Genomic DNA, 21,213 nt, shown 5'->3' with positions numbered 1-21,213 from the left:
CGAGGACGCGATGAACAACTTGCCCGTTGAGCCCCCGGTATTGGTCGATGCGCCCGATACCGCCAGCCTGGCCGGCGCCGAGGCAGCGGCGCGCGCCCATGGCCGCGAAAGCAAGGCGGTGCCCGAGGATGCGATGATCATCGTGCCCTCGCGCAATGTCGTGCTGTTCCCCGGCGTGGTGTTCCCGCTGACCATCGGCCGGCCGGGCTCGATCGCGGCTGCGCAGGAAGCCCTGCGGGCCGAGCGCCCCGTCGGCGTGCTGCTGCAGCGCCAGCCCGAGGTCAATACGCCGGGGCCGGAAAATCTCCATTGGGTGGGCACGGTGGCCAACATCATGCGCTACGTGACCACCGAGGACGGCGTGCACCACATGGTCTGCCAAGGAACGCAGCGCTTTCGCGTGCTGCAATTCGTGGAAGGCTATCCGTTCCTGGTTGCGCGCATCGCGCCGGTGGAGACGCCCGATGTCAACGGCGCCGAAATCGAAGCGCGCATGCTCAACTTGAAGGCGCGAGCGGCAGAGGTGTTCGAACTGCTGCCGCAAGCCCCCGCCGAGCTGGTCGCCGCAATCCAGAGCCTCAATTCGGCCAACCAGCTTTGCGATATGGTCGCGAGCTTCGCCGACGTGCGCGTGGCCGAGAAGCAGGAGATCCTCGAGACCTTCGATCTCAAGGAGCGCATGGACAAGGTCGCCAAGCTGCTCGCCGGCCGCCTGGAGATCCTGAAGCTCACGCGCCAGATCAGCGAGCAGACCCAGGAGGCTTTGGGCGAGCAGCAGCGCAAGCACGTGCTGCGCGAGCAGATGCGCACGATCCAGAAGGAGCTGGGCGAGGCCGACGACCGCACGGCCGAGGTCGAGGAGCTGGAGAAGCTCATCGGCGAGGCCAAGATGCCGGAGGACGTCGACAAGCAGGCGCGCAAGGAGCTGAAGCGCCTGGAGCGCATGCCCGAAGGCGCGGGCGAGTACTCGATGATCCGCACCTATCTCGACTGGCTGGTGGAGCTGCCGTGGAACACGCGCAGTGAAGGCGAGATTGACATCGCGGAGGCGCGCCGCGTCCTGGACGAGGACCACTTCGGTCTCGACAAGATCAAGCGCCGCATCCTCGAGTTCCTCGCGGTGCGCAAGCTCAACCCCGAGGGCAAGAGCCCGATCCTGTGCTTCGTCGGACCGCCCGGCGTGGGCAAGACTTCGCTCGGCCAGAGCATCGCCAAGGCAACCGGGCGGAAGTTCGCGCGCGTGAGCCTCGGCGGCACGCATGACGAGGCGGAGATCCGCGGCCATCGGCGCACCTACATCGGTGCGCTGCCGGGCAACATCATCCAGGCGATTCGCAAGGCGGGTACCAACGACTGCGTGCTGATGCTCGACGAGATGGACAAGCTCGGGGCGGGCGGCTTTCACGGCGATCCGTCGTCGGCGCTACTCGAAGTGCTCGATCCGGAGCAGAACGCGACCTTCCGCGACAACTACCTCGGGGTGCCGTTCGATCTGTCACACGTGATGTTCATCGGCACGGCGAACATGCTCGACACGGTTCCCGGGCCTTTGCGCGACCGGATGGAGATCATTCACCTTCCGGGCTATACGCAGGAAGAGAAGCTGCAGATCGCGCGGCGCTACCTGGTCAAGCGGCAGATGGAATCGAACGGGCTCGCGCCCGAGCAGGTGACGCTGAGCGACGAGACGGTGCGCGCGATCATCTACGACTACACGCGCGAGGCGGGTGTTCGCAACCTCGAGCGCGAGATCGGTTCGGTCATGCGGCGCGCGGCGATGCGCATCGCCGAGGGCGTGGCGACCCGCATGGACGTCGGCCCGAATGACCTCGAGGAGATTCTCGGGCCGCGCCGGTTCGAAAGCGAGGTCGCGCTTCGCACCAGTATGCCGGGCGTTGCGACCGGGCTGGCGTGGACGCCCGTGGGCGGAGACATCCTCTTCATCGAGGCGACCCGCGTGCCGGGCAGCGGCAAGCTGATCCTCACCGGCCAGCTGGGCGAGGTGATGAAGGAAAGCGGCCAGGCAGCGTTGAGCCTCATCAAGTCGCGTGCGCAATCGCTCGCTGTCGATGCGTCGTTGTTCGAGAAGAGCGACATCCACGTGCACGTGCCGGCCGGGGCAACGCCCAAGGACGGTCCCAGCGCGGGGGTGGCGATGTTTCTTGCGCTGGCCTCGCTCATGACCGGGCGGCCGGTGCGCAGCGATACCGCCATGACGGGCGAGATCAGCCTGCGCGGCCTGGTGTTACCGATCGGGGGTGTGAAGGAGAAGGTACTCGCGGCCCTGCGCGCCGGCATCACGCGCGTGATGCTGCCCGCCCGCAACCGCAAGGACCTCACCGACGTGCCGGAGGATGCGCGCAGTCAGATCGAGTTCATCTGGCTCGAAACCGTCGACGATGCGGTTCATGCGGCGCTCGGTGAGCCGGCGGCCGGTGAACTGAGCGCCGCGGACGTTCGCTGAGCCGTCCTCAAAGCGAGGGCTCGGAGGGATGGCTATGCGTTTTTTCGTACACGCTCTGGCAGCGGACGCAGCGCATGGCACCCGAGTTGACGCGCAATCGCTCGAACGGAATGTCGTCGCCGCAGGTGTCGCAGATTCCGTAAGTGCCTTCGGCTAGCCGGGTCAGCGCGCCATCCAGCTCCTGCAATTCGCGCAGGTCGCGGCGGGCTTCCGCGTTCTCGGTGTCTGCCACCAGCGAGGCGAGCGCCTCGTCGCCCGCATCGGGCGCCTCTCCGGCGACCGCGTCGAAGCTGTTGTCACGCGTGCGTGCGACGTTGCTCTCGATCTCGCGGGCCAAGTCATTGCGGCGTCGGTTGATCAGGGATTCGAGTTCACTGCGCTCGGAATCGGTCAGCGGCATGTCGGCACTCCCTCGAAGGTGATCGGATGCATGGCTTCGCATACGGCGCTAGTGTCCTGAGTCCGGGTTTTGCGCGGCCAATTTCGGATTCAGGACACCAGGTCACGTTGACTTTCGCCAAAGCTAGGCGCTGCATGCAGCGGCCGTACCCGAAAGCCGACGGTGATGACGAAGCGCGGATGACGCCGCGGCCGCTCTGGTGCTCGGGCCGAAGATTTGCGGGCCCAGTGCGCGACACGACACGGCGTACCAAGGAGACGGCGAATGGACCATAGCGTGATGAACAGGAACCCACCGCGTGAGAACCTCAAGCGCGAATTCAGCGGCGCGCTGGACGATGCCGAGGAACTGGTGCGGATGACCGCGGACCAGACCGGCGAGCAGGTGGCGGCGGCGCGCAACAAGGTCGTGCAGTCGCTTTCCCACGCACGGCAAGAACTGCAACGCATGCAGATGCAGGCGACCGAAGGCGCGCGGCGCGCAGCCTACGAGGTGGACGACTATGTCCACACCAATCCATGGAAGACGCTGGGATTCGCAGCGTTGCTCGGCGTCGCGATCGGCATGCTGATCGCGCACCGTAACCACCGCTATTGAGCCCAGCCTGGATATTTCGCCGAGCGATCTAGCTTTCCGGCAGCTCGACGACGATATTGCCGCTCGCCTGCATCGTGGCCGTCGCTCCCGCCGGCACGAGCAGCGTCGATGAAGCTTCTTCGACCAGCGCCGGCCCGGCGAGGCGCATTCCCGCCGGCAGTGTGGAGCGCTCGTACACCGGCGCGGTTTGCGGTGCAGCACCTTGGCCGAGCACGATAGTACGCGTCGTTCGCGGCTGTGGCTGCGACTGCGCTTCTGCAAGTCCGAGCGAGAGCTGGCCCCGGCCGGCCGTAGCCGTGGCGCACACCCGGATGTTCACGATCTCGACCTCCGCGACCGGCGGCCAGCGACCGAACACCGTGGCGTAGGTCTGCTCGAAGGCGTCGCGCAGCACCGGTTGCTCGAACCCGTCGGTGATCGTTTCGTGGCGGTAGACGCCGTCGGGCACTTCGCGGATCGCCTTGCGCATCGCCTGTTCGGAACGCCACTGGATCTCTTCGGCCAGCAGGGCGAGATCGTCCAGCCCGTGGCTGCGCATGAGCGCCAGCACGCGTCGCTCCATCAGATCGAGCGCGGAGAACTGCGCGAACAGATCGCCCACCACCTGGTCGGGCACGCGCACGTTCTTGCGCAGCAGGCGCAGGAAGGTCTCGTCCGGCACGCCCGCGTGCACGACTTTCAGCGGCGGAATCTGCAGGCCTTCCTCGTACACTTCGCGTGAATCGGCCGAGCGGATGCGACCGCCGATGTCCGGCGCATGCGCCACCGAGCCGGCGAAGCCGACCAGGACGCCGTCGCGGAAGATGGGCTTGGCCACGGTGATATCGGGCAGATGCCCGGTACCCAGCCAGATGTCGTTGGTCGCGAGGACGTCGCCCGGCGCCAGCGATTGCGCCGGATACTCCCGCAGAAATTCGCGGATGGTGCGCGGCACGGTGCCGATGAACGAGGGAATCGAGTCGGTCGCCTGCACCAGCGAATAGCCGCGGGCATCGGTGAGCACGCAGGCGAAGTCGTTGGACTCGCGCACGACGGTGGAGAACGAGGTGCGCACCAGCGCCGCGGCCGCCTCGTCGGCGGTGGATATGAGGCGGGTCCACAGCACTTCCAGCGTAACCGGATCGAATCGGGCGCTGCCTGCCATTCGGGGATTCCTTCGTGCCGGCGGTTACCTCGCCCGCGCGCTCGATTCTAGCGCACGGCCCGTCAGCCGGCGCCGGGGCGGATGGGGCGCGCGGGCGCTATCATGGCGCGGCCGGCGCAACGAACGCGAGCGCGTTTGCGCAATCGTGAGCCGCGCCCTTCCGCCGACAGGAGCGCAGAGCATCGCGCCGCCACGGCTTCACGTGCCGCATCGTCGATAAGGCTTTGTCATGACCGATGTCGTCAAATACCTCGCCACTCCGACGGCGCCGCTCTACGCCCAGCCAACGGGCCGCCGGCGGCGCATCGAGCTCTTGTGGGGCGACCGCGTGCACGTGCTCGATTCGTCAGCCGCACGCTGGCGCGTGCGTGCCCGCGGCATTACCGGCTACGTCGATCCGGCCGCGCTGGGCGATACGTCGCTGCTCGAGGTGTACTTCATCGACGTCGGCCAGGGCGACGGGATTTTGATCCGCTTCCCCGACGACCGCCATGTGCTGATCGACGGTGGCTACAACCGCGCGAAGCAGCAGACCGGGAAGAACGCGGCCGATTTCGTCGACTGGAAGTTCGTGCGCGACTACGGCCGCGACGCGATCGTGCTCGACGCGATGATGAGCTCGCACTGCGATGCCGATCACTACGGCGGGCTGTGGGACTTGCTCGAGCCGGCGCACCAGGACGAGCTGGATGCGAAGTCGGTCGAGGTGAAGGCTTTCTACCACGCCGGCGTTTCGTGGTGGAGCGATGCGGGCAAGCGCAATCTCGGACCGGTCGAGAACGATCGCCTGGTTCGCCTGCTGCAGGGCCGCACGAGCCTGCGGGAAGCGTTGCGCGCAGGCGCGCAACCGGCATTGCAGGGGGAATGGGCGAGCTTCCTGCGCCGGGTGCTGGCGTGCGGTTGCAAGGTCAAGCGATTGAGCGATCGCACCCCCTATGTGCCCGGATTCGATCCGGAACAGGGCGCGGCGTCGCTGCGCGTGCTCGCCCCGGTGGAGCCGGACAAGGGGCGCCTGTACGATCTCGGAAGCAATTCGCAGAACACCAATGGCAACAGCCTCGTGCTGCGCCTCGACTACGGGCGCGCACGCATACTCCTCACCGGCGATCTCAACCGCAATGCGCACCGTCGCCTGCTCGAAGCCTATACCGGCAGCCGGCTGGATTTCGCCTGCGATGTGGCCAAGAGTTGCCATCACGGCTCCGACGACGTCTCGTATCAGTTCCTGGCGGCGACCGAGCCCTCGGCCACCATCATCAGCTCCGGCGACAGCGAACAGCATGCGCATCCGCGCCCGGCGATCGTGAGCGCCTCCGCGGTGGCGGGGCACGTCAGCGTCGATGCCGACCGCTTGCTTACGCCGCTCGTCTACTCGACCGAGATATCGCGCAGTTTCCGTGTCGGTCGAGTCGATGCCTTGACGTTATCCGGCAACACGCTGGATGCCGCGGCTCTGGCGGCAGCCAAGGCGCGCGTGGGGTACAAGCAGGTGAACGCGGGCGATCTGAAGGCGGCGAGCGGCTCGCGCCGGCTGGCGGGCTCCTACATGGTCACGGGAATCGTGTACGGCCTGGTCAACGTGCGTACCGACGGCGATACGCTGCTGTGCGCGACGCTGAACGAGAAGAACAGTAGCTGGGACTGGACGACGTTCAAGTCGCGCTTCTGAGGCGAATGGCTACTTGACGACGCCGAGCTCCAGGTTCGTCACCACGCTGCCTTCGGGCGGGACCTCGACCGCGCTCGGCGCGGCCGTGCCGAGCCGGGCGGGTTCGATTTTCTTGGTCGCGCGCAACGCCTCCGCGATTGCCTCGCCGCGCCGCTGCGCGAGCTCGGTAAGCGCAGCGTCCTCGACCGGCCGTGCCTCGATCAGCCGCCGCACCATGGCACGTGCGACGCGAATATCTCCGATGGCCGGCGCGCTCGTGGCCGGCTTGACGCCCGCGTCCGCAGGCGCGTCCGTGGCGCCAGTGCCTGCCGCATTCGCCGAGGCCTGCGGCTTCGGGGCGGCGGTCGGTTCCGCGGGCGGCTTCGCTTCGCTGCTGCCGGCAGCCGGTGAGCCGGCACCGGACTTCGGCTTGCGCTTCGCCACCTCCGCGCGCAGGTCGCGTGCGGCAGGAAAGCCGAACGCGTCCGTGAAGGTCGCCTCAATGGCGCTACGGATGCGCGAGCTGCCGTAGTCGAGCGGCCCGGGAGACTCGCCGGGATCGAGTTTGATGCCGGCGCGCGCGAGCACATCGCGCCGCACCGCGGCCGACTGCAACGCTTCCCGGTCGGCTTGCGGCGCATAGGTGGGATTCACGGTGAGCTTGAGCTCGGGCCGCTTCCCGAGCGCCTCGGCGACCGTCTCCAGATGCACGCGTTCGGGCGGCGCGATGCGTGCGCTGCCGGGATCGAACCGGATGGAGGAAAGCTCTTCGGCGCTGGCGCCGCCGCCGAGAATGCTCGCCAGAGCGCGAAACGGCGCGGTCACGATGCGGCCGAGCAGGTTGCCGAACGCGTTCCACACCACGGCCGCGATGCTGAACTGCGGGTCTTCGAGGCTGCCGGAAACCGGCAGCCCGATATCGATGCGGCCCTTGTCGTCCTTGAGGATGGCGATTGCGAGCTCCAGCGGCAGATCGAGTGCCGACGGGCTTTCGACCCGCTCGCCCAGCTCGAGCTTGTCGACGACGATCTTGTTCTCGCCCACGAGCTGGCTTTTCCTGATGCGGTACTGCAGGTCCATCGACAGCTTGCCGGAGGCGATGCGATAGCCCGCGAACTTGGCCGCATAGGGCGTGAGATCGGTCATCTCCAGGTTGCGGAAAATCAGGTTCACATTGGTGAAGACTTTCGGCTTGAACAGATTCATGACGCCGCGGATCTGAGCCGAGCCGAACTCGTCCACGCGCGCGTCGAGCTCCATCCGGGCGCGCGTGTCGGCCGAGGTGGAAATGCCGGTGACGACACCCTGCAGCTCGTGCATGCGCGTGTTGAATTGCGGCGTCAGGCTCAAGTCGGAGAATTCGAGCACCGAGTTGTCCACGCGCACGCGCGAAATCACGATCGGGAACGGATCGGCGGCATCGCTTGCATCGGCCGCGCGTTTCGCGCCTGTATCGGTCGGCGGCGGTTTCGCGACCGCAGCCGCGTTAGACGTTGCTGATTGCGCTTGCGGGCGCAGCAGCTTGACGATGTTGACGCTCTGGTCCTCGGTGATCAAAAGGCGCGTGGCGAGCTTGTCGAGCCGCAGGTCCGGGATTTCCAAACGATCGGGGCCCAGGGTCAGTCGCGTCTGCGCGGCGCGCAGCGTTTCGATCGACAGGAACGGCTGCGCCGGCTCGGTCTCCTCGACGATGACCTTGTCCAGCCCCAGCTCGCCCTCGAACACGAAATCCGCGCCGGCTGCTTGGGTGAATCCATAGCGCAGGCGTCCGTCGGCGGACGCGAGTGCCGACACGATCTGCACCCGCGCGTAGCGGGCGGCGTAGGGTTGTAGCGGCGTCAACGACAGCCCGCTCAGCTTCACCTTGAGATCGGCTGCATACGTGCGTGCGTGGACGCTTCCCGCGACATTGAACTGACCGCCGTCCTTGATACGCCCGCTGAGCTGAAGCTGCATCGGCTTGGCGCCGTCGGTGCTCGCATTGCGCACACGAGCGTTCAGCTGCTGCAGCTCGACGGCAAGCGGCGGCTCCTGGCGCCGATCGGTGAAGGTGCCGCCGAGATTGCCGAGCTCGATGGCGTTCACCACGACCTGCCACGGCGCCGCGGCCTGCGCGGGTTTCGCCTGCGCCGGCGTTGCGCCTGAACCGAATGCGGCTACGAGAGCATCCCAGTTCGACTTTCCTGCTGCGGCCAGCGTGACTGCGGCATGGACGTCGGCAACAGCGACCTTCTCGACGCTCAAGGTGCGGCTGCCCGTCGAGGCGGCTGCGCCGGCGAGCTCGGCGCGCGCCAGGCGCGCGAGCTCGTTGCCGCTCGCGGGGTCGCGCACCAGCGCCGATTGGATCGCACCGCCCAAGCCATCGATACGAACGCTCGGGTTGTTCGCGCCCGGTTCGAGTGCGACCGTGCGCGCACGCGCGGTCGCCGAACCGATTTCGATGGCGTTCTTTGCGTCCTTGCTCAGACGCGCTGCGATGCCGTTCGCTTCGAGCGCAAACCCGGTGCCTTCGACCCGTGCGCCGCCGTTCTCGCTGGCGCTGACCCGAACCGATTCGATTGCGGCGCCGGCCTTGCCGGCCTGCCAGCGGTCATCGCCTTGCCCTAGATCGATCGATGCGAGCGCCGCGTCGACGCCTTTGGCATCGAGCTCGATGCCGCTGCCGCCGAGCTTTGCGTCGACGCCGGCTGCCTTCAGCGCCGCTTGCGCGCCTTCGAGCTGTTGCTCGCCGCTGCGTAAGGCGAGCTTGCCGATCGCACTCCGGATGTTCGAAAGCGTGATCGCGTTCGCCGCGCTCGAATGGGTCGCCTGCGCAGTCGTTTCGAATGCAACGTCGGCAGCCGATACCTCGGCGGCGGACTCGACCCGCCGATCGGCATACGAGAACGCCGAACCGGTAACGACCAGCCGGCCGATGCGGCCGCTCCAGGGCTGGGCATTCGCGGCTGCGGTTGCCGGCGTTTCGGTCTGCGGGGCAGGTGCTGAGGCAGATGCCGCGGCAGGTGTCGGGGCAGGTGTCGGGGCAGGTGTCGGGGCAGGTGTCGGGGCAGGTGTCGGGGCAGGTGTCGAGATAGGCGCCGGCGCAGGTTCTGAGGCGGCGTCCGGCGCTCTCGGGATGGCGCCCGACCAGTTGCCGGACCCATCGGCGCCCACCTCCAGCGCGAGTGCCGCGTGCGCGATCTCCACGCGCTCGAGTGCGAACGTGCGTGCAGCGAGATCCAGCGTACCACCACTCAGCTGCAAGCTCTCGAGCTGCGCGAACGGCTCACGCGCAGCACGGTTCACCAGCGTCAGGTCCGCAATGCGCGCTTGCAGGTTCGACATCGTGAACGCGCCCACACCCCCTGCGAACGCGCTGTCGTAATCGAAGGACAGGTCGAGCGTGCCGGCGGCGCGCTCCAGCGCAATGCGGTTGCCGAGCCAACGCGCCAGGGTCGCAAAGTTCCAGCCTTGCAGGGCGAGCCGGCCCTTGGACGCGATCGGGTTGATGGAGACTTCGCCGTTCCATTCGATACGTTCCCCGTCCGGCGAACGGGCCGTCAGCTTGTAGGGCGCGGTGTCGGAGGCTTCGGTCGTGAGCTCGGTAAGCTCGAACGCGATTGGGGCGAGCGTCAGCCCCGCCGCTTGTCCTGCCTGCGGATCGGCCAGATCGATGCGACCTGCTTCGATGGCGATGTGCTCGATCGCAAGCCGGGGCCGGGGCTGGTCCGGCTGGGGCTTGGGATCGCGCAACGCATCCAGCAGCGCGCTGAAATTATGCCGCCCGTTCGGCCGCAGCTCGACACGGACCTCGGGCGCTCGTGCAGCGATGTCGGCAAAAGTCCAGGCGCGCCGCCACAGGCTCGCCGCTTCGAAGTCGACCCACAGATTACCGCAGGCGAACATCGCGCCGCCATCGGGCTCGCGCAAATCGATACCGACGAGCTCGGCCCTGAAGGTGAACGGATTGAACCGCACCTCGCCCAGCGTCAGCTTGTGGCCGAGATCGCGCTCGACGAACGAGACCAGCAAACGCTTCGCGGCATACGGCACGAGCAGGAAGCCGAGCAGGGCGTACAGCGCGACCGCCGCTGCCAGCGAGAGCACGACTATCCGTATGCGTTTGCGGTTCACGGCGCGAAGCTCCTTGCGCTCGATTATCGGGGAAAGCGCGGGTCGCACCAAGCAGCCGGTCGGGCTCGACCGCCGCAATGCGCACACGGTGTGAATATAATCACCGTTCGACAGCTCGTAGCACCGGCTTTGCACGGCTGCCCACATGCCGCGAGTGCAACGCTTGCTGCGTCGACCCACAGCATGCTCTCGATGCTCTCCACACCAGTCACCGACATCGTCGAGCACGCCGAGCACGCGCTCGCCGAATGCATGGCCGCCGACCGCTATCGTCTGGTCGCAGCGCTCGCGCGGCTGCGTGCCGCGGAAAGCGATCCCGAACGCTTTGCGGCGCGACTCGCGACCTTGCGCGCGGGCATGGCGCAATCGCAGGCACGCCGGCTGGAGCGCCTGGCGCACATGCCGCAGCCCTCGTATCCGGAGTCGCTGCCGGTAGCCGCCAAGCGCGACGAGATCGCGGCCGCCATCGCGCGCCATCCGGTCACCATCGTGTGCGGCGAGACGGGTTCGGGCAAGACCACGCAACTGCCCAAGATCTGCCTCGATCTGAAACGCGGCGCAAGCGGGCTCATCGGACACACCCAGCCGCGGCGCATCGCCGCCCGCAGCGTGGCTGCGCGCATTGCGCAAGAGCTCGGTTCGTCGCTCGGCGCGATCGTCGGTTACAAGGTGCGATTCCAGGACAAGCTCGCGCCCTCGGCCTACGTCAAGCTGATGACCGACGGCATCCTGCTCGCCGAGACTCAGGGCGACCAGCTGCTGGCGGCCTACGACACCATCATCATCGACGAAGCGCACGAGCGCAGCCTCAACATCGACTTCCTGCTCGGCTACTTGCGCCAGCTGCTGCCGCGGCGGCCCGACCTCAAGGTGGTGGTCACGTCGGCCACGATCGACGCCGAGCGTTTCTCGCGTCACTTCGACGCTGCGCCCGTGATCGAAGTCTCGGGCCGGCTCTATCCGGTCGAGATCCGCTATCGCGCGCCGCAACGCGAGGCCGATGTCGATGACGATGCCGACGAGAGCGAGCTCGGCGCGGCGATCGTGGACGCGGTCGACGAGGCGCACCGCTGCGGTCCGGGCCACGTGCTCGTTTTCCTGCCCGGCGAGCGCGAGATCCGGCAGAGCGCCGAAGCGTTGCGCAAGCGCCACCCGGCGGGCGCGGAGATCCTGCCGTTGTATGCGCGTCTGTCTGCGGCCGAGCAGGAACGCGTGTTCGAGCCGACCAATGCGCGCCGCATCGTGCTCGCCACCAATGTGGCCGAGACCTCGCTCACCGTGCCGGGCATCCGCTACGTGATCGACACCGGGCTTGCACGCATCAACCGCTACAGCTACCGCAACAAGGTCGAGCAGCTCCAGATCGAGAAGATCGCGCAAGCGTCGGCCAACCAGCGGGCGGGACGCTGTGGGCGCGTGTCCGACGGCATCTGCTTTCGGCTCTATGACGAGGACGATTTCGCGGCACGCCCGCGCTTTGGCGATCCGGAGCTGTTGCGCTCGTCGCTGGCCGGCGTGATCCTGCGGATGAAGGCGCTCGACCTGGGCGATGTCGAGAACTTTCCGTTTCTCGATCCACCGCAGCCGCGCATGGTGAGCGATGGCTATCAGCTGCTGGCCGAGCTGGGCGCCGTCGACGACAAGCGCCGCCTGACGTCGATAGGCCGGCAGCTCGCCCGCCTGCCGATCGATCCGCGCATCGGGCGCATGGTGCTGGCCGCGAGCCGCGAGAACTGCCTGCGCGAGATTCTTGTTCTAGCCGCGGCGCTCTCCATCCAGGATCCGCGCGAGCGTCCGCTGGACAAGGCGCAAGCCGCCGACGAGCGCCATGCCGCCTTCCGCGACGAGCGCTCGGATTTCACCGGCCTGCTCGCGCTCTGGCGCTTTTACGACGAGGCTGTCCGCCACAAGAAATCCAACCGCAAGCTCGTCGAGCTGTTGCGCGAGCACTTCCTGTCGCCGTCGCGGATGCGCGAATGGCGCGAGGTCCATGGCCAGCTGCACGTGCTGTTGAGCGAGAGCGGCGTGCTCGAAAGCGAGACCGAGGCGAGCTACGAGCAGATCCACCGCGCGCTGCTGACCGGATTGCTGGGCAACATCGGCTCGAAGAACGAAGACGGCGAATACGACGGCGCGCGCGGAATTCGCTTCGCCCTGCATCCGGCTTCGGGGCTGCGCAAGCGCTCGCCGAAATGGGTGATGGGCGCGGAGCTGGTGGAGACCGCGCGCTTGTTCGCGCGCGTCGCCGCGCAGATCGAACCGCAGTGGATCGAGACGGCGGGGGCGCACCTGGTGCGGCGGGCGTGGCTCGATCCGCGTTGGGACAAGGAACAGGCGCAGGCGATTGCGTGGGAGCAGGTCTCGTTGTACGGGCTCGTGCTGGTCGCGCGCCGGCGCGTGCCCTATGCGCCGGTCGATCCCGCCCATGCGCGCGAGATCTTCATCCGCGCCGGCCTGGTCGAAGGCGGTTACGTCTCGACCGCGCAATTCCAGCGCCACAACGCAGCGCTCAAGCGCGAGATCGTCGCGCTCGAGCACAAGTCGCGGCGGCGCGACGTGCTGGTCGATGATTCGGCCTTGTTCCGGTTCTTCGATGCGCGCATCCCGGCCGGGGTGAATTCAGGCGCGAGCTTCGAAGCCTGGCGCAAGCAGACCGAGCGCGACGAGCCGCGGCTGCTCTGCATGCGCCACGAAGACTTGGTGCGGGCCGAAGCGGGCGACATCTCGGCCGCGCGCTTCCCGGACAGCCTGCGTGCGGGTGATACCGAGCTCAAGCTGCGCTATCGCTTCGACCCGGGTCATCCGCTGGATGGCGTGACGGCGATCGTGCCGTTGCACCTGCTCAACCGCATCGCGCCCGAGCCGTTCGAGTGGCTGGTGCCTGGATTGCTGCGCGACAAGGTGAATTCGCTCTCGCGCGGTCTGCCGAAGACGCTGCGACGCGCCTGCGTGCCGATCCCCGAGACCGTGACGGCCTGTCTCGAATGGCTGGACCGGGCGGGGCACGAGCGCTCGTTGCTCGATGCGCTGTCGGAAGCGCTGGAAGCGGTGCGCGGGATCGTCGTGCCGCTCGATCTGTGGCGCGACATCGAGATGCCGGCGCACTTGCGCATGAACTTCAGCGTGGTGGACGAACAGGGCGAGGAAGTGGCCTGCGGGCGCGATCTGCCGGCATTGCAGCGCGCGCACGGCACTAGAGCCCAGGCGAGCTTCACGCCGCAGACGCAATGGGAGCGAAGCGCAATTCGCAGCTGGGATGACATCGCGCTGCCCGAAACGGTCGAGTTCATGCGCGCAGGGCAGCGGCTCGTGGGCCATCCGGCGCTCGTCGACGCAGGCGACAGCGTGCGTCTCACGCTGCTCGATACCGCGGCCAAGGCGCAGGCCGAAACGCGCATGGGCACGACGCGCCTGACGCGCTTGACGCTCAAGGACCAGGTGCGCGCGCTGGAACGGCTGTTTACGCCGGGAAAGCAGCTGGCGCTCGCCTACATCGCCTATGGCAGCGGCGACCAGCTGCGCGAGTCGTTGCTGCAGGCGAGCCTGAACCGGGCGCTTTGGGCGGACCCGGCGCCGGTGCGTACGCGCGGCCAGTTCGAGGCGAAATTGAAGCAGGCGCGGGCGCGGCTGCAGGTCGTGGGACAGGAATATCTGCGTCTGGCCGAGGCTATCCTCGGTGAGGCGCACGCGCTGCGCAAGGCGATCGAGGCGCCGCCGGCGCAAGCGTTTCGGCACGCGACCATCGATCTCGAACGCCAGCTCGATGCACTGGTATTTCCTGGCTTCGTCGCGCAGGTGCCCTACGAGCACCTGCAACACTACCCGCGCTACCTGGCCGCCATGTCGCGACGACTGCAGAAGCTGCCGCAAGCGCCGGATCGCGATGAGCAGCATAGTCATGAGCTCTCCCGCTGGTGGCAGCAGCTGCAGAGCCGTGCCGAGCGCAATCGCAAGAGCGGCCTGGTGGAGCCCGCGCTGGACGAGTTTCGCTGGATGCTCGAAGAGCAGCGCGTGTCGCTGTTCGCGCAGGAATTGAAGACGCCTTACCCGGTCTCGTACAAGCGGCTGGCAAGGGCGTGGGGCGCGCTGCCGTAAGCGGGAAGCGCGGCACGCGTGCGGGCGCGGCTTGTTCCGGCGCGTCGGGCGGGATAGCATCGAACGCGGCCCGCGCAGGCTCGTAGTTAGCGCGGCACGCGCATGCCCGTAGTTCTGACGCGCAAACGCGGCGTCGCAGCGGAGTATCTATGGCGATCAACTGGCTTTTCGCGCTCAAGGCGGTGCCGTGGGCAGACGTGGTGCAGGCAGCTCCGGCCATCGTGAAGGGCGCGCGCAAGCTCTTCAACACCGCGCGCGAGTCGCAGGCGCCGCCCGTCGGTGACGCCGAGACGTACGTGGAGCAGGGCGGCGATGCCGCGCATGCTCGCCTGCGGCAGCTCGAGATCGCGCTGCAAAATCTGGATGCGGAGCAGAACTCGAGCGCGGAGCTCATTCGCTCGCTCGCCGAGCAGAACGCGCGCGTGATCGAGGCGATCGAGGTCCTGCGTGCGCGCATGCGGCTTCTGCTCGGCATCAGCATCGGCTTGACCGTGGCGTTCGCCGCGGCTGCGCTATGGCTGATCACACGCTGAGGACATCCAGGAGCGCGCCCGCTATGCGCGCCTGATCGAGTCTGCCGGCATCAAGCTCGACTGACAGCTCGACTGACGCTTCTTCAGGCTTTTACTGCGGTGCCGACGGCGCAGCTCACGCCGGTTCCGCCCAGGCCGCAATAGCCGCCGGGATTCTTCGCCAGATACTGCTGGTGATATTCCTCGGCGTAGTAGAAAGCCTTGGCTGGCGCGATTTCGGTCGTGATCGGGCCGTAGCCCGCCCGCTTCAGCGCTTCCTGATAGTCGGCACGCGTACGCTCGGCGATTTCGCGCTGCGTGTCGGAGTACGTATAAATGGCCGAGCGGTACTGCGTGCCGACGTCGTTGCCCTGGCGCATGCCCTGGGTCGGGTCGTGCGCTTCCCAGAACTCCTTGAGGAGCGCCTCGTACGGCAGGCGCGCGGGATCGAACACCACCAGCACCAGTTCCGTGTGGCCCGTGAGGCCGCTGCAGACTTCCTCATAGGTGGGATTGGGCGTGGCGCCGCCACCGTAGCCGACCGCCGTGGAGAATACGCCCGGCGTCTGCCAGAACTTGCGCTCGGCGCCCCAGAAGCAGCCGAGCCCCAATTGCGCCAGTGCCATGGCCTCGGGGAATGGCGGCTTGAGCGGATTGCCGTTGACGTAGTGACGTGCGGGAACCGGCATTTCCTGTGCGCGTCCCGACTGCGCTTCGCCGGGCTCTAGCATGCGAGCCTTCTTGCCGAATTGGAACATGATGGCCTTTCTGCGTCGGTGGACAGTCTTGGGTCGGATGGTTGCGTGACAAATTACAAGGGCGCGGGGGTACCTTGCAAGCTCCGGCTGTGCAGCGCCCTGGACGCCGTCTTCAGTCCTGCGCCCGGCCAGCCGTTAAATGGAGCTTCGAGGGCCGGGCAGGCTCGGCGTTTCGCAGCCGGGCTCAAGTTTTTCCGCCGGCTGCCGAAATCATGCACCGAGTAGGGGTCTCCTCCTGGCGCTCTACTCGGTGTGGACTTTCGGGCAGCCCTCGGGGCTGCCCGTTTTTTTTTGCACTCGCTACTGGGTTCAGTGCTGTGCGAATCGGGTTCAGTGCTGTGCGAATCGCATCATGACGGCTCGTCATCCGATCACCAAGAAATCACCGCTTACGCGACACAGTACGGCCATGACGGTGCTGTTCGCCGATATCTGCGGCAGCACCCGGCTCTATTGTTCGCTCGGCGACGAAGCCGCACGCGCCATCGTCGCGGCCGGCCTCGATGCGGTGATCGACGTCCTGCCGCGCTACGGCGGTCGCCTGGTCAAGACGCTGGGCGACGAGGTGATGTGCGTATTTCCGGAACCGGATCGGGCCGTTCTCGCCGCCGCCGCAATGCAGGCGCAGATCGACGCCGCGCGCCCCGCCGGGCATGCCCTCGCGATGCATGTCGGGCTGCATCATGGGCCGGTGCTGGTGGAAGGCAGCGATCTATTCGGCGACACGGTGAACGCCGCCAGCTACCTGTGCGCGGTCGCTTCCCGAGGACAGATCCTGACCACGGAGGCGACCATCGGCGGCCTGTCCGAAGCCGTGCGGGAACGCACTCGCCCGCTGTTCTTCGCCGTCATCAAGGGTTCCAGCGTCGAGTCGGCGCTCTACCAGGTGATCTGGCAGCAGGATAGCGCTGTGCTCACCGACGTGAATCTGCGCCGTCACAACCTGGTGCCGCCCGACAGCGGCAGCCTGCTGGTCTCGTTCGGCGACGCGCAAGTGCGCATCGATCCGCGCCGGCCATCGATCGTTCTGGGCCGGGACGCGGACTGCGATATTGCCGTCGGCGACTCTTTCGCTTCGCGCCGCCATGCCACCCTCATCCTGCGCCGCACCCAGGTCTACCTCAGCGACCACAGCACCAACGGCACGTTCGTGCGCCGCAGCGACGGCGAGACCGCGCACGTGTTTCGCAGCGAGCTGCTGCTCGACGGCTCGGGAGAACTGAGCCTGGGGCGTGCGTTCGATCAGGGGGAGCCGCAGGCCATCGGTTTTCGCCGCGACCGACGCGCCCTCTATCGCGTCTGATGTCCGCGCAAGGCGCGGGCTTTCAGCGTGACGGCAGAACCTTGCCCGGATTGAGTATGCCGGCGGGATCGAGCGCGGCCTTGAGCCGTTGCATCAGTGCGAGCTCGGTCGGGCTCTTGTAGCGCGCGAGCTCGTCCACCTTGACCAACCCGATGCCGTGCTCGGCGCTGAAGCTGCCGCCGAGCGACATCACCAGATCGTGCACCAGCGCATAGACATCGTGCTGGCGGGCGATGAAATCCTCCACGTCGCTGCCCGCGGCTGCGGTGGCGTTGAAGTGGATGTTGCCGTCGCCGATATGGCCGAAGGCGACGATACGAACCCCGGGAAAGCGCGTGCGCAATGTTTCCGAAGCGCGGGTGATGAACTGCGCAATGCGGCTCACGGGCACCGACACGTCGTGCCGCACCCAGGGCGCTTCCCTGCGGTTGGCTTCCGGGATCTCCTCGCGCATGCGCCACAAGTGCTCGGCCTGCGCTTGCGAATTGGCGACGATCGCGTCGTGCACGCGACCCTCACGCATGCCCGCTTCGAGTGTGGCTTCGGCCATGGTGCGCAGCTCTCTAGCGCCTTGGGTGTCGCGCAACTCGCCGAGCACGTACCAGTCGTAGCGCGACGCGAACGGATCGCTGAAGCGCGGAATCTGTTTGAACAGGATGTCGAGGCACAGCCGCGACATGAGCTCGAATCCCGTCAGCCGGTCGCCGCAGCGGGCGCGAAAGCGGTTCAGCATGTCGACCGCGACTGCCGGCTCGGGCACCGAGAACAGCACCGTGGCCGCCGCCTTCGGCGCCGGATAGAGCTTGAGCACGGCGGCCGTGATGACGCCGAGCGTGCCCTCGGAGCCGAGGAACAGTTGCTTCAGATCGTAGCCGGTGTTGTCCTTGCGCAGGGCCCGCAGGCCATCCCACAGGGAACCGTCGGCGAGCACGACCTCGAGCCCCAGCACCATCTCGCGCGCATTGCCATAGCGCAGCACCGCGGTGCCACCGGCGTTGGTGGAAAGATTGCCGCCGATCTGGCAGCTGCCTTCCGCCCCGAGGCTCAAGGGAAACAGTCGATCCGCCCCTGCGGCCGCTTCCTGGACACGTGCTAGAACGCAGCCCGCTTCCACGGTGATCGTATTGTTCGCGACATCCAGGCTGCGAATCCGGTTCAGGCGCGACAACGACAGGACCACCTGTTCGCCTTCGGCCGATGGAATCGCGCCGGCGCATTGGCCGGTGTTGCCGCCCTGGGGAACGAGCGCGGTCTGCGTCTGCGCACAGATGTGCACGGCTGCGGCCACCTCGGCGCTGGACGCGGGACGCAGTACGGCGAGCGGGGTGGCGCGCACGCGCCCGCGCCAGTCGGCCGCATACGGCTCCATGTCGGCGCCAGCGCTCAGGACGCCCGCCGGCCCCAGTGCTTGCACGAAGCGAGCCAGCAGCGCTTCGCGCGCTACGGTGGGCGCGAGGCTAGCGGCCATGACGGCTCAATGAGGCAGGGCGCGCGCAACCGCGCCCGCGTCGAGCAGGACGCGGGTAGCCGCGCGCATGCTCGCATGCTCGGTGCGCATGCGCCAGGCAAGGAGGATCTCGCGCCTCTGCGTACGAAGTGTGTCGGCGAGACAGGCGTTGCTCAAGGGTCGCTCCGGTGACGCGGGATTCGGAGGAGGGCGTGCCCGCGGCATAAGGCGATGGTTGCGGGCGCGGCCTATTGTACACTCGATGCGCACGCGCTCCGGCTGCGGCGGGTGGCGCGAATCGTCACGAGCCCGCATGCGGTTAGGAAATTGAAAACGACTTTTCTCGACTTCGAGCAGCCGATCGCGGACCTGGAGGCCAAGATCGAGGAGCTGCGCTATGTGCAGGACGACTCCGCGGTCGACATCTCGGAGGAGATCGGCCGGCTGCAGAAGAAGAGTAACGCGCTGACGAAGGATATCTATGCCAAGCTGAGCGCGTGGCAGGTTGCCATGGTCGCGCGCCATCCGCAGCGCCCGTACACGCTCGACTACATCCAGGGGCTGTTCGCCGACTTCGAGGAGCTGCACGGCGATCGCAGCTTCGCCGACGACAACGCCATCGTCGGCGGCATCGCGCGTTTCGACGGCGAAAGCTGCGTCGTTCTCGGCCACCAGAAGGGACGCGACACCAAGGAGAAGCTGCTGCGCAATTTCGGCATGCCGCGCCCCGAAGGTTATCGCAAGGCGCTGCGGCTGATGAAGATGGCCGAGAAGTTCGGCCTGCCGATCTACACCTTTGTCGATACCCCGGGCGCCTATCCGGGGGTCGGTGCCGAGGAACGCGGTCAATCGGAAGCGATCGGGCGCAACCTGTTCGAGATGGCGCGGCTGCGCGTGCCGGTGATCACGACCGTGATCGGCGAAGGCGGTTCCGGCGGGGCGCTCGCGCTCGCGCTCGGCGACACGATCCTCATGCTGCAATACGGGACCTACTCGGTCATCTCGCCCGAAGGCTGCGCCTCGATCCTGTGGAAGAGCGCCGAGCGTGCTGCCGACGCCGCCGAAACCCTCGGCATTACCGCGTCGCGGCTGAAGACGCTCGGCCTGATCGACAAGGTCGTGCCCGAGCCGCTGGGCGGCGCGCATCGCGATCCGGAGACGACGGCGCAGAATCTGCGCCGCGCGCTGGTCGATGCGCGCCGCGAGCTCGCCAAGCTGAGCGAGGACAAGCTGCTCGAAGCGCGCTATCAGCGCTGGATTGCCTATGGTAAGTTCAAGGAAAGCGCCAAGCGCTGAGTCGAGCGGCCGGCTGGAGGCGCACGTCGCAGCCGAGATGACGGCTCAGGTCGCGGCCGCGATGACGGCGCAGGTCGCGCCGGGGGCGGCGACGGTAACGGTGGGCCTGAGCGGCGGGGTCGACTCGGTCGTCTTGCTTGCGTTGCTGCGCCGAATCGCGCCGGGCCTTGGTTTCGAATTGCGAGCATTGCACGTCAATCACGGCTTGAGCCCGCATGCGGCGGACTGGGAACGGTTCTGCCAGACGCATTGCGCGCGGCGGCGAGTGCCGTTCCAGGCGGTGCGCGTCCGCGTGCCCGGCGAGGGCTCCAACATCGAGGCGCAGGCGCGCGCGGCGCGCTACCGGGCGTTCTCGGAATGCGGCTCGGAACTGATCGCGCTTGCACACCACCGCGACGATCAGGCCGAGACACTGCTGCTCAACCTCGTCCGCGGCTCGGGCGTGCACGGGCTCGCCGGCATGCCGGCGGTGCGCTCGCTCGATGGTGCGCAGGATGCGGCGCATGCGAGCCGGGTGCGTCTCATCCGGCCGCTGCTTCGCATCGCACGCAGCGATCTGCTGCGCTATGCGCGCTCGCAGCGCCTGCGCTGGATCGAGGACGAGAGCAACCGCGATGCGCGCTTCACCCGCAACTTCCTGCGCTTGCAGGTCTTGCCGCTGCTCGAGCGGCGCTTTCCGGGCACGCATGAAACGCTGGCGCGCAGCGCGGCGCATTTGCGCGATGCGGCGGCGCTGCTCGACGAGCTTGCCGCCGCCGATTGCGCGGCCAGCGGCGACGGCCATCGGCTCGACCTGCAGCGGTTGTGCGCCTTGGGCGCTGCGCGCGGCGCGAACGCGTTGCGTCATTTGCTGGCGTGCCACGGCGAAGCGCCGCCGAGCCTTGCGCGCACGCGCGAGATGCTGCGCCAACTGACGAGCGCCAGGACCGATGCGCAGCCGGCAATCGATCTGGAGCGAATCAGCGTGCGCCGATTTCGCGGCTGGATCGAGCTGGTTGCGCTGGGGCCGCTCGAGCGCGAACGCGAACCGCTGCCTTGGAACGGCGAGCGCTCGCTGCGCCTGGCCGACGGCGCGGAGCTGATCGCGAGGCCGAGTCGCGGCAACGGGATCAGCGCGGCGCGGCTGCACACGGCCGCCGTCACCATTCGACGCCGCCGCGGCGGCGAGCGCGTGCGCATCGCGCATACGGGCGCGATGCGCACGCTGAAGAACCTGTTGCAGGAAGCGGGGGTCGCACCTTGGGTGCGAGCGCGCATGCCGCTGGTTTATTGCGGCGAACGCTTCGCCTGGGCACCGTTCGTCGGTGTTGCCGCCGATTTCCGGGCCGTGGCCGGCGAGCGCGCGTGGCAGTTTTGCTGGCGCCCGCGCGGAGCTTCCGAGCATTTTGGATAATGGCTTCGTTTCAATGCCTTATCGTGCTATATTCAGCGGTTAA

At 67.4% G+C, this 21,213-nt stretch carries 13 protein-coding genes; 8 read left to right on the top strand and 5 right to left on the bottom strand.

Annotation, left to right across the window (positions count from 1 at the left end; all coding sequences use genetic code 11):
- The first annotated feature begins 10 nt into the window (after window positions 1-10).
- Window positions 11-2,464 (top strand): endopeptidase La, encoded by a 2,454-nt coding sequence (gene lon, locus GEV05_01380; GenBank protein MPZ42056.1) that lies wholly within the window; start codon window positions 11-13, stop codon window positions 2,462-2,464.
- Between the two features lie 7 nt (window positions 2,465-2,471).
- Here the strand turns inward: lon and GEV05_01375 are convergent, their stop codons facing one another.
- Entirely contained in the window at window positions 2,472-2,906 is a 435-nt protein-coding gene (locus tag GEV05_01375) for a hypothetical protein (GenBank protein ID MPZ42055.1), read from the bottom strand.
- A gap of 222 nt (window positions 2,907-3,128) precedes the next feature.
- Here GEV05_01375 and GEV05_01370 point away from each other — a divergent pair, with 222 nt between their 5' ends.
- Window positions 3,129-3,461 carry a DUF883 family protein gene (locus GEV05_01370; GenBank protein ID MPZ42054.1) on the top strand — a complete coding sequence of 111 codons (333 nt, stop codon included), beginning with the start codon at window positions 3,129-3,131 and terminating at the stop codon, window positions 3,459-3,461.
- Window positions 3,462-3,489: 28 nt separating this feature from the next.
- Here GEV05_01370 and GEV05_01365 read toward each other — a convergent pair whose 3' ends face one another.
- A complete protein-coding gene (locus GEV05_01365; protein ID MPZ42053.1) occupies window positions 3,490-4,605 on the bottom strand; it encodes a hypothetical protein in 1,116 nt (371 codons plus the stop codon).
- A 229-nt stretch (window positions 4,606-4,834) separates the two neighbouring features.
- Between GEV05_01365 and GEV05_01360 the strand changes: the two genes are divergently transcribed.
- Window positions 4,835-6,274, top strand: a complete 1,440-nt coding sequence (locus tag GEV05_01360) for a hypothetical protein (protein ID MPZ42052.1) — start codon at window positions 4,835-4,837, stop codon at window positions 6,272-6,274.
- A gap of 9 nt (window positions 6,275-6,283) precedes the next feature.
- On the opposite strand, the gene GEV05_01355 is transcribed toward GEV05_01360, so the two are convergent.
- On the bottom strand, window positions 6,284-10,546 hold the full coding sequence (locus GEV05_01355; GenBank protein MPZ42051.1) for a DUF748 domain-containing protein: 4,263 nt from the start codon (window positions 10,544-10,546) through the stop codon (window positions 6,284-6,286).
- A gap of 3 nt (window positions 10,547-10,549) precedes the next feature.
- Between GEV05_01355 and hrpA the strand changes: the two genes are divergently transcribed.
- Both hrpA and GEV05_01345 read left to right on the top strand, forming a co-directional pair.
- Window positions 10,550-14,461, top strand: coding sequence for an ATP-dependent RNA helicase HrpA (gene hrpA / locus GEV05_01350; GenBank protein ID MPZ42050.1), 3,912 nt, complete (start codon window positions 10,550-10,552; stop codon window positions 14,459-14,461).
- Between the two features lie 149 nt (window positions 14,462-14,610).
- Window positions 14,611-14,994, top strand: a complete 384-nt coding sequence (locus GEV05_01345; GenBank protein ID MPZ42049.1) for a hypothetical protein — start codon at window positions 14,611-14,613, stop codon at window positions 14,992-14,994.
- An 83-nt stretch (window positions 14,995-15,077) separates the two neighbouring features.
- Here GEV05_01345 and msrA read toward each other — a convergent pair whose 3' ends face one another.
- Complete coding sequence (gene msrA, locus GEV05_01340) at window positions 15,078-15,731, bottom strand: peptide-methionine (S)-S-oxide reductase MsrA (GenBank protein MPZ42048.1); 654 nt, start codon at window positions 15,729-15,731, stop codon at window positions 15,078-15,080.
- 139 nt (window positions 15,732-15,870) lie between these two features.
- Here msrA and GEV05_01335 point away from each other — a divergent pair, with 139 nt between their 5' ends.
- Window positions 15,871-17,034, top strand: a complete 1,164-nt coding sequence (locus GEV05_01335) for an FHA domain-containing protein (protein ID MPZ42047.1) — start codon at window positions 15,871-15,873, stop codon at window positions 17,032-17,034.
- Window positions 17,035-17,056: 22 nt separating this feature from the next.
- On the opposite strand, the gene GEV05_01330 is transcribed toward GEV05_01335, so the two are convergent.
- Window positions 17,057-18,502 carry an FAD-binding protein gene (locus GEV05_01330; protein ID MPZ42046.1) on the bottom strand — a complete coding sequence of 482 codons (1,446 nt, stop codon included), beginning with the start codon at window positions 18,500-18,502 and terminating at the stop codon, window positions 17,057-17,059.
- A 306-nt stretch (window positions 18,503-18,808) separates the two neighbouring features.
- Between GEV05_01330 and GEV05_01325 the strand changes: the two genes are divergently transcribed.
- On the top strand, window positions 18,809-19,777 hold the full coding sequence (locus GEV05_01325; GenBank protein MPZ42045.1) for an acetyl-CoA carboxylase carboxyltransferase subunit alpha: 969 nt from the start codon (window positions 18,809-18,811) through the stop codon (window positions 19,775-19,777).
- Entirely contained in the window at window positions 19,746-21,170 is a 1,425-nt protein-coding gene (gene tilS / locus GEV05_01320; GenBank protein MPZ42044.1) for a tRNA lysidine(34) synthetase TilS, read from the top strand. Before GEV05_01325 ends, tilS begins: the two co-directional genes overlap by 32 nt.
- The last annotated feature ends 43 nt before the right edge of the window (window positions 21,171-21,213 follow it).

Source organism: Betaproteobacteria bacterium, from assembly GCA_009377585.1.
Taxonomy (GTDB): domain Bacteria; phylum Pseudomonadota; class Gammaproteobacteria; order Burkholderiales; family WYBJ01; genus WYBJ01.
This window is presented reverse-complemented; position numbering and strand designations above follow the sequence as displayed.

Coding starts and splice junctions, on each gene's coding strand:
- GEV05_01330 (MPZ42046.1), bottom strand. CDS start 18,502: ATGGCCGCTAGCCTCGCGCCCACCGTAGCGCGCGAAGCGCTGCTGGCT.
- msrA (MPZ42048.1), bottom strand. CDS start 15,731: ATGTTCCAATTCGGCAAGAAGGCTCGCATGCTAGAGCCCGGCGAAGCG.
- GEV05_01360 (MPZ42052.1), top strand. CDS start 4,835: ATGACCGATGTCGTCAAATACCTCGCCACTCCGACGGCGCCGCTCTAC.
- tilS (MPZ42044.1), top strand. CDS start 19,746: ATGGTAAGTTCAAGGAAAGCGCCAAGCGCTGAGTCGAGCGGCCGGCTG.
- GEV05_01370 (MPZ42054.1), top strand. CDS start 3,129: ATGGACCATAGCGTGATGAACAGGAACCCACCGCGTGAGAACCTCAAG.
- lon (MPZ42056.1), top strand. CDS start 11: ATGAACAACTTGCCCGTTGAGCCCCCGGTATTGGTCGATGCGCCCGAT.
- GEV05_01365 (MPZ42053.1), bottom strand. CDS start 4,605: ATGGCAGGCAGCGCCCGATTCGATCCGGTTACGCTGGAAGTGCTGTGG.
- GEV05_01375 (MPZ42055.1), bottom strand. CDS start 2,906: ATGCGAAGCCATGCATCCGATCACCTTCGAGGGAGTGCCGACATGCCG.
- GEV05_01335 (MPZ42047.1), top strand. CDS start 15,871: ATGGAGCTTCGAGGGCCGGGCAGGCTCGGCGTTTCGCAGCCGGGCTCA.
- hrpA (MPZ42050.1), top strand. CDS start 10,550: ATGCTCTCGATGCTCTCCACACCAGTCACCGACATCGTCGAGCACGCC.
- GEV05_01345 (MPZ42049.1), top strand. CDS start 14,611: ATGGCGATCAACTGGCTTTTCGCGCTCAAGGCGGTGCCGTGGGCAGAC.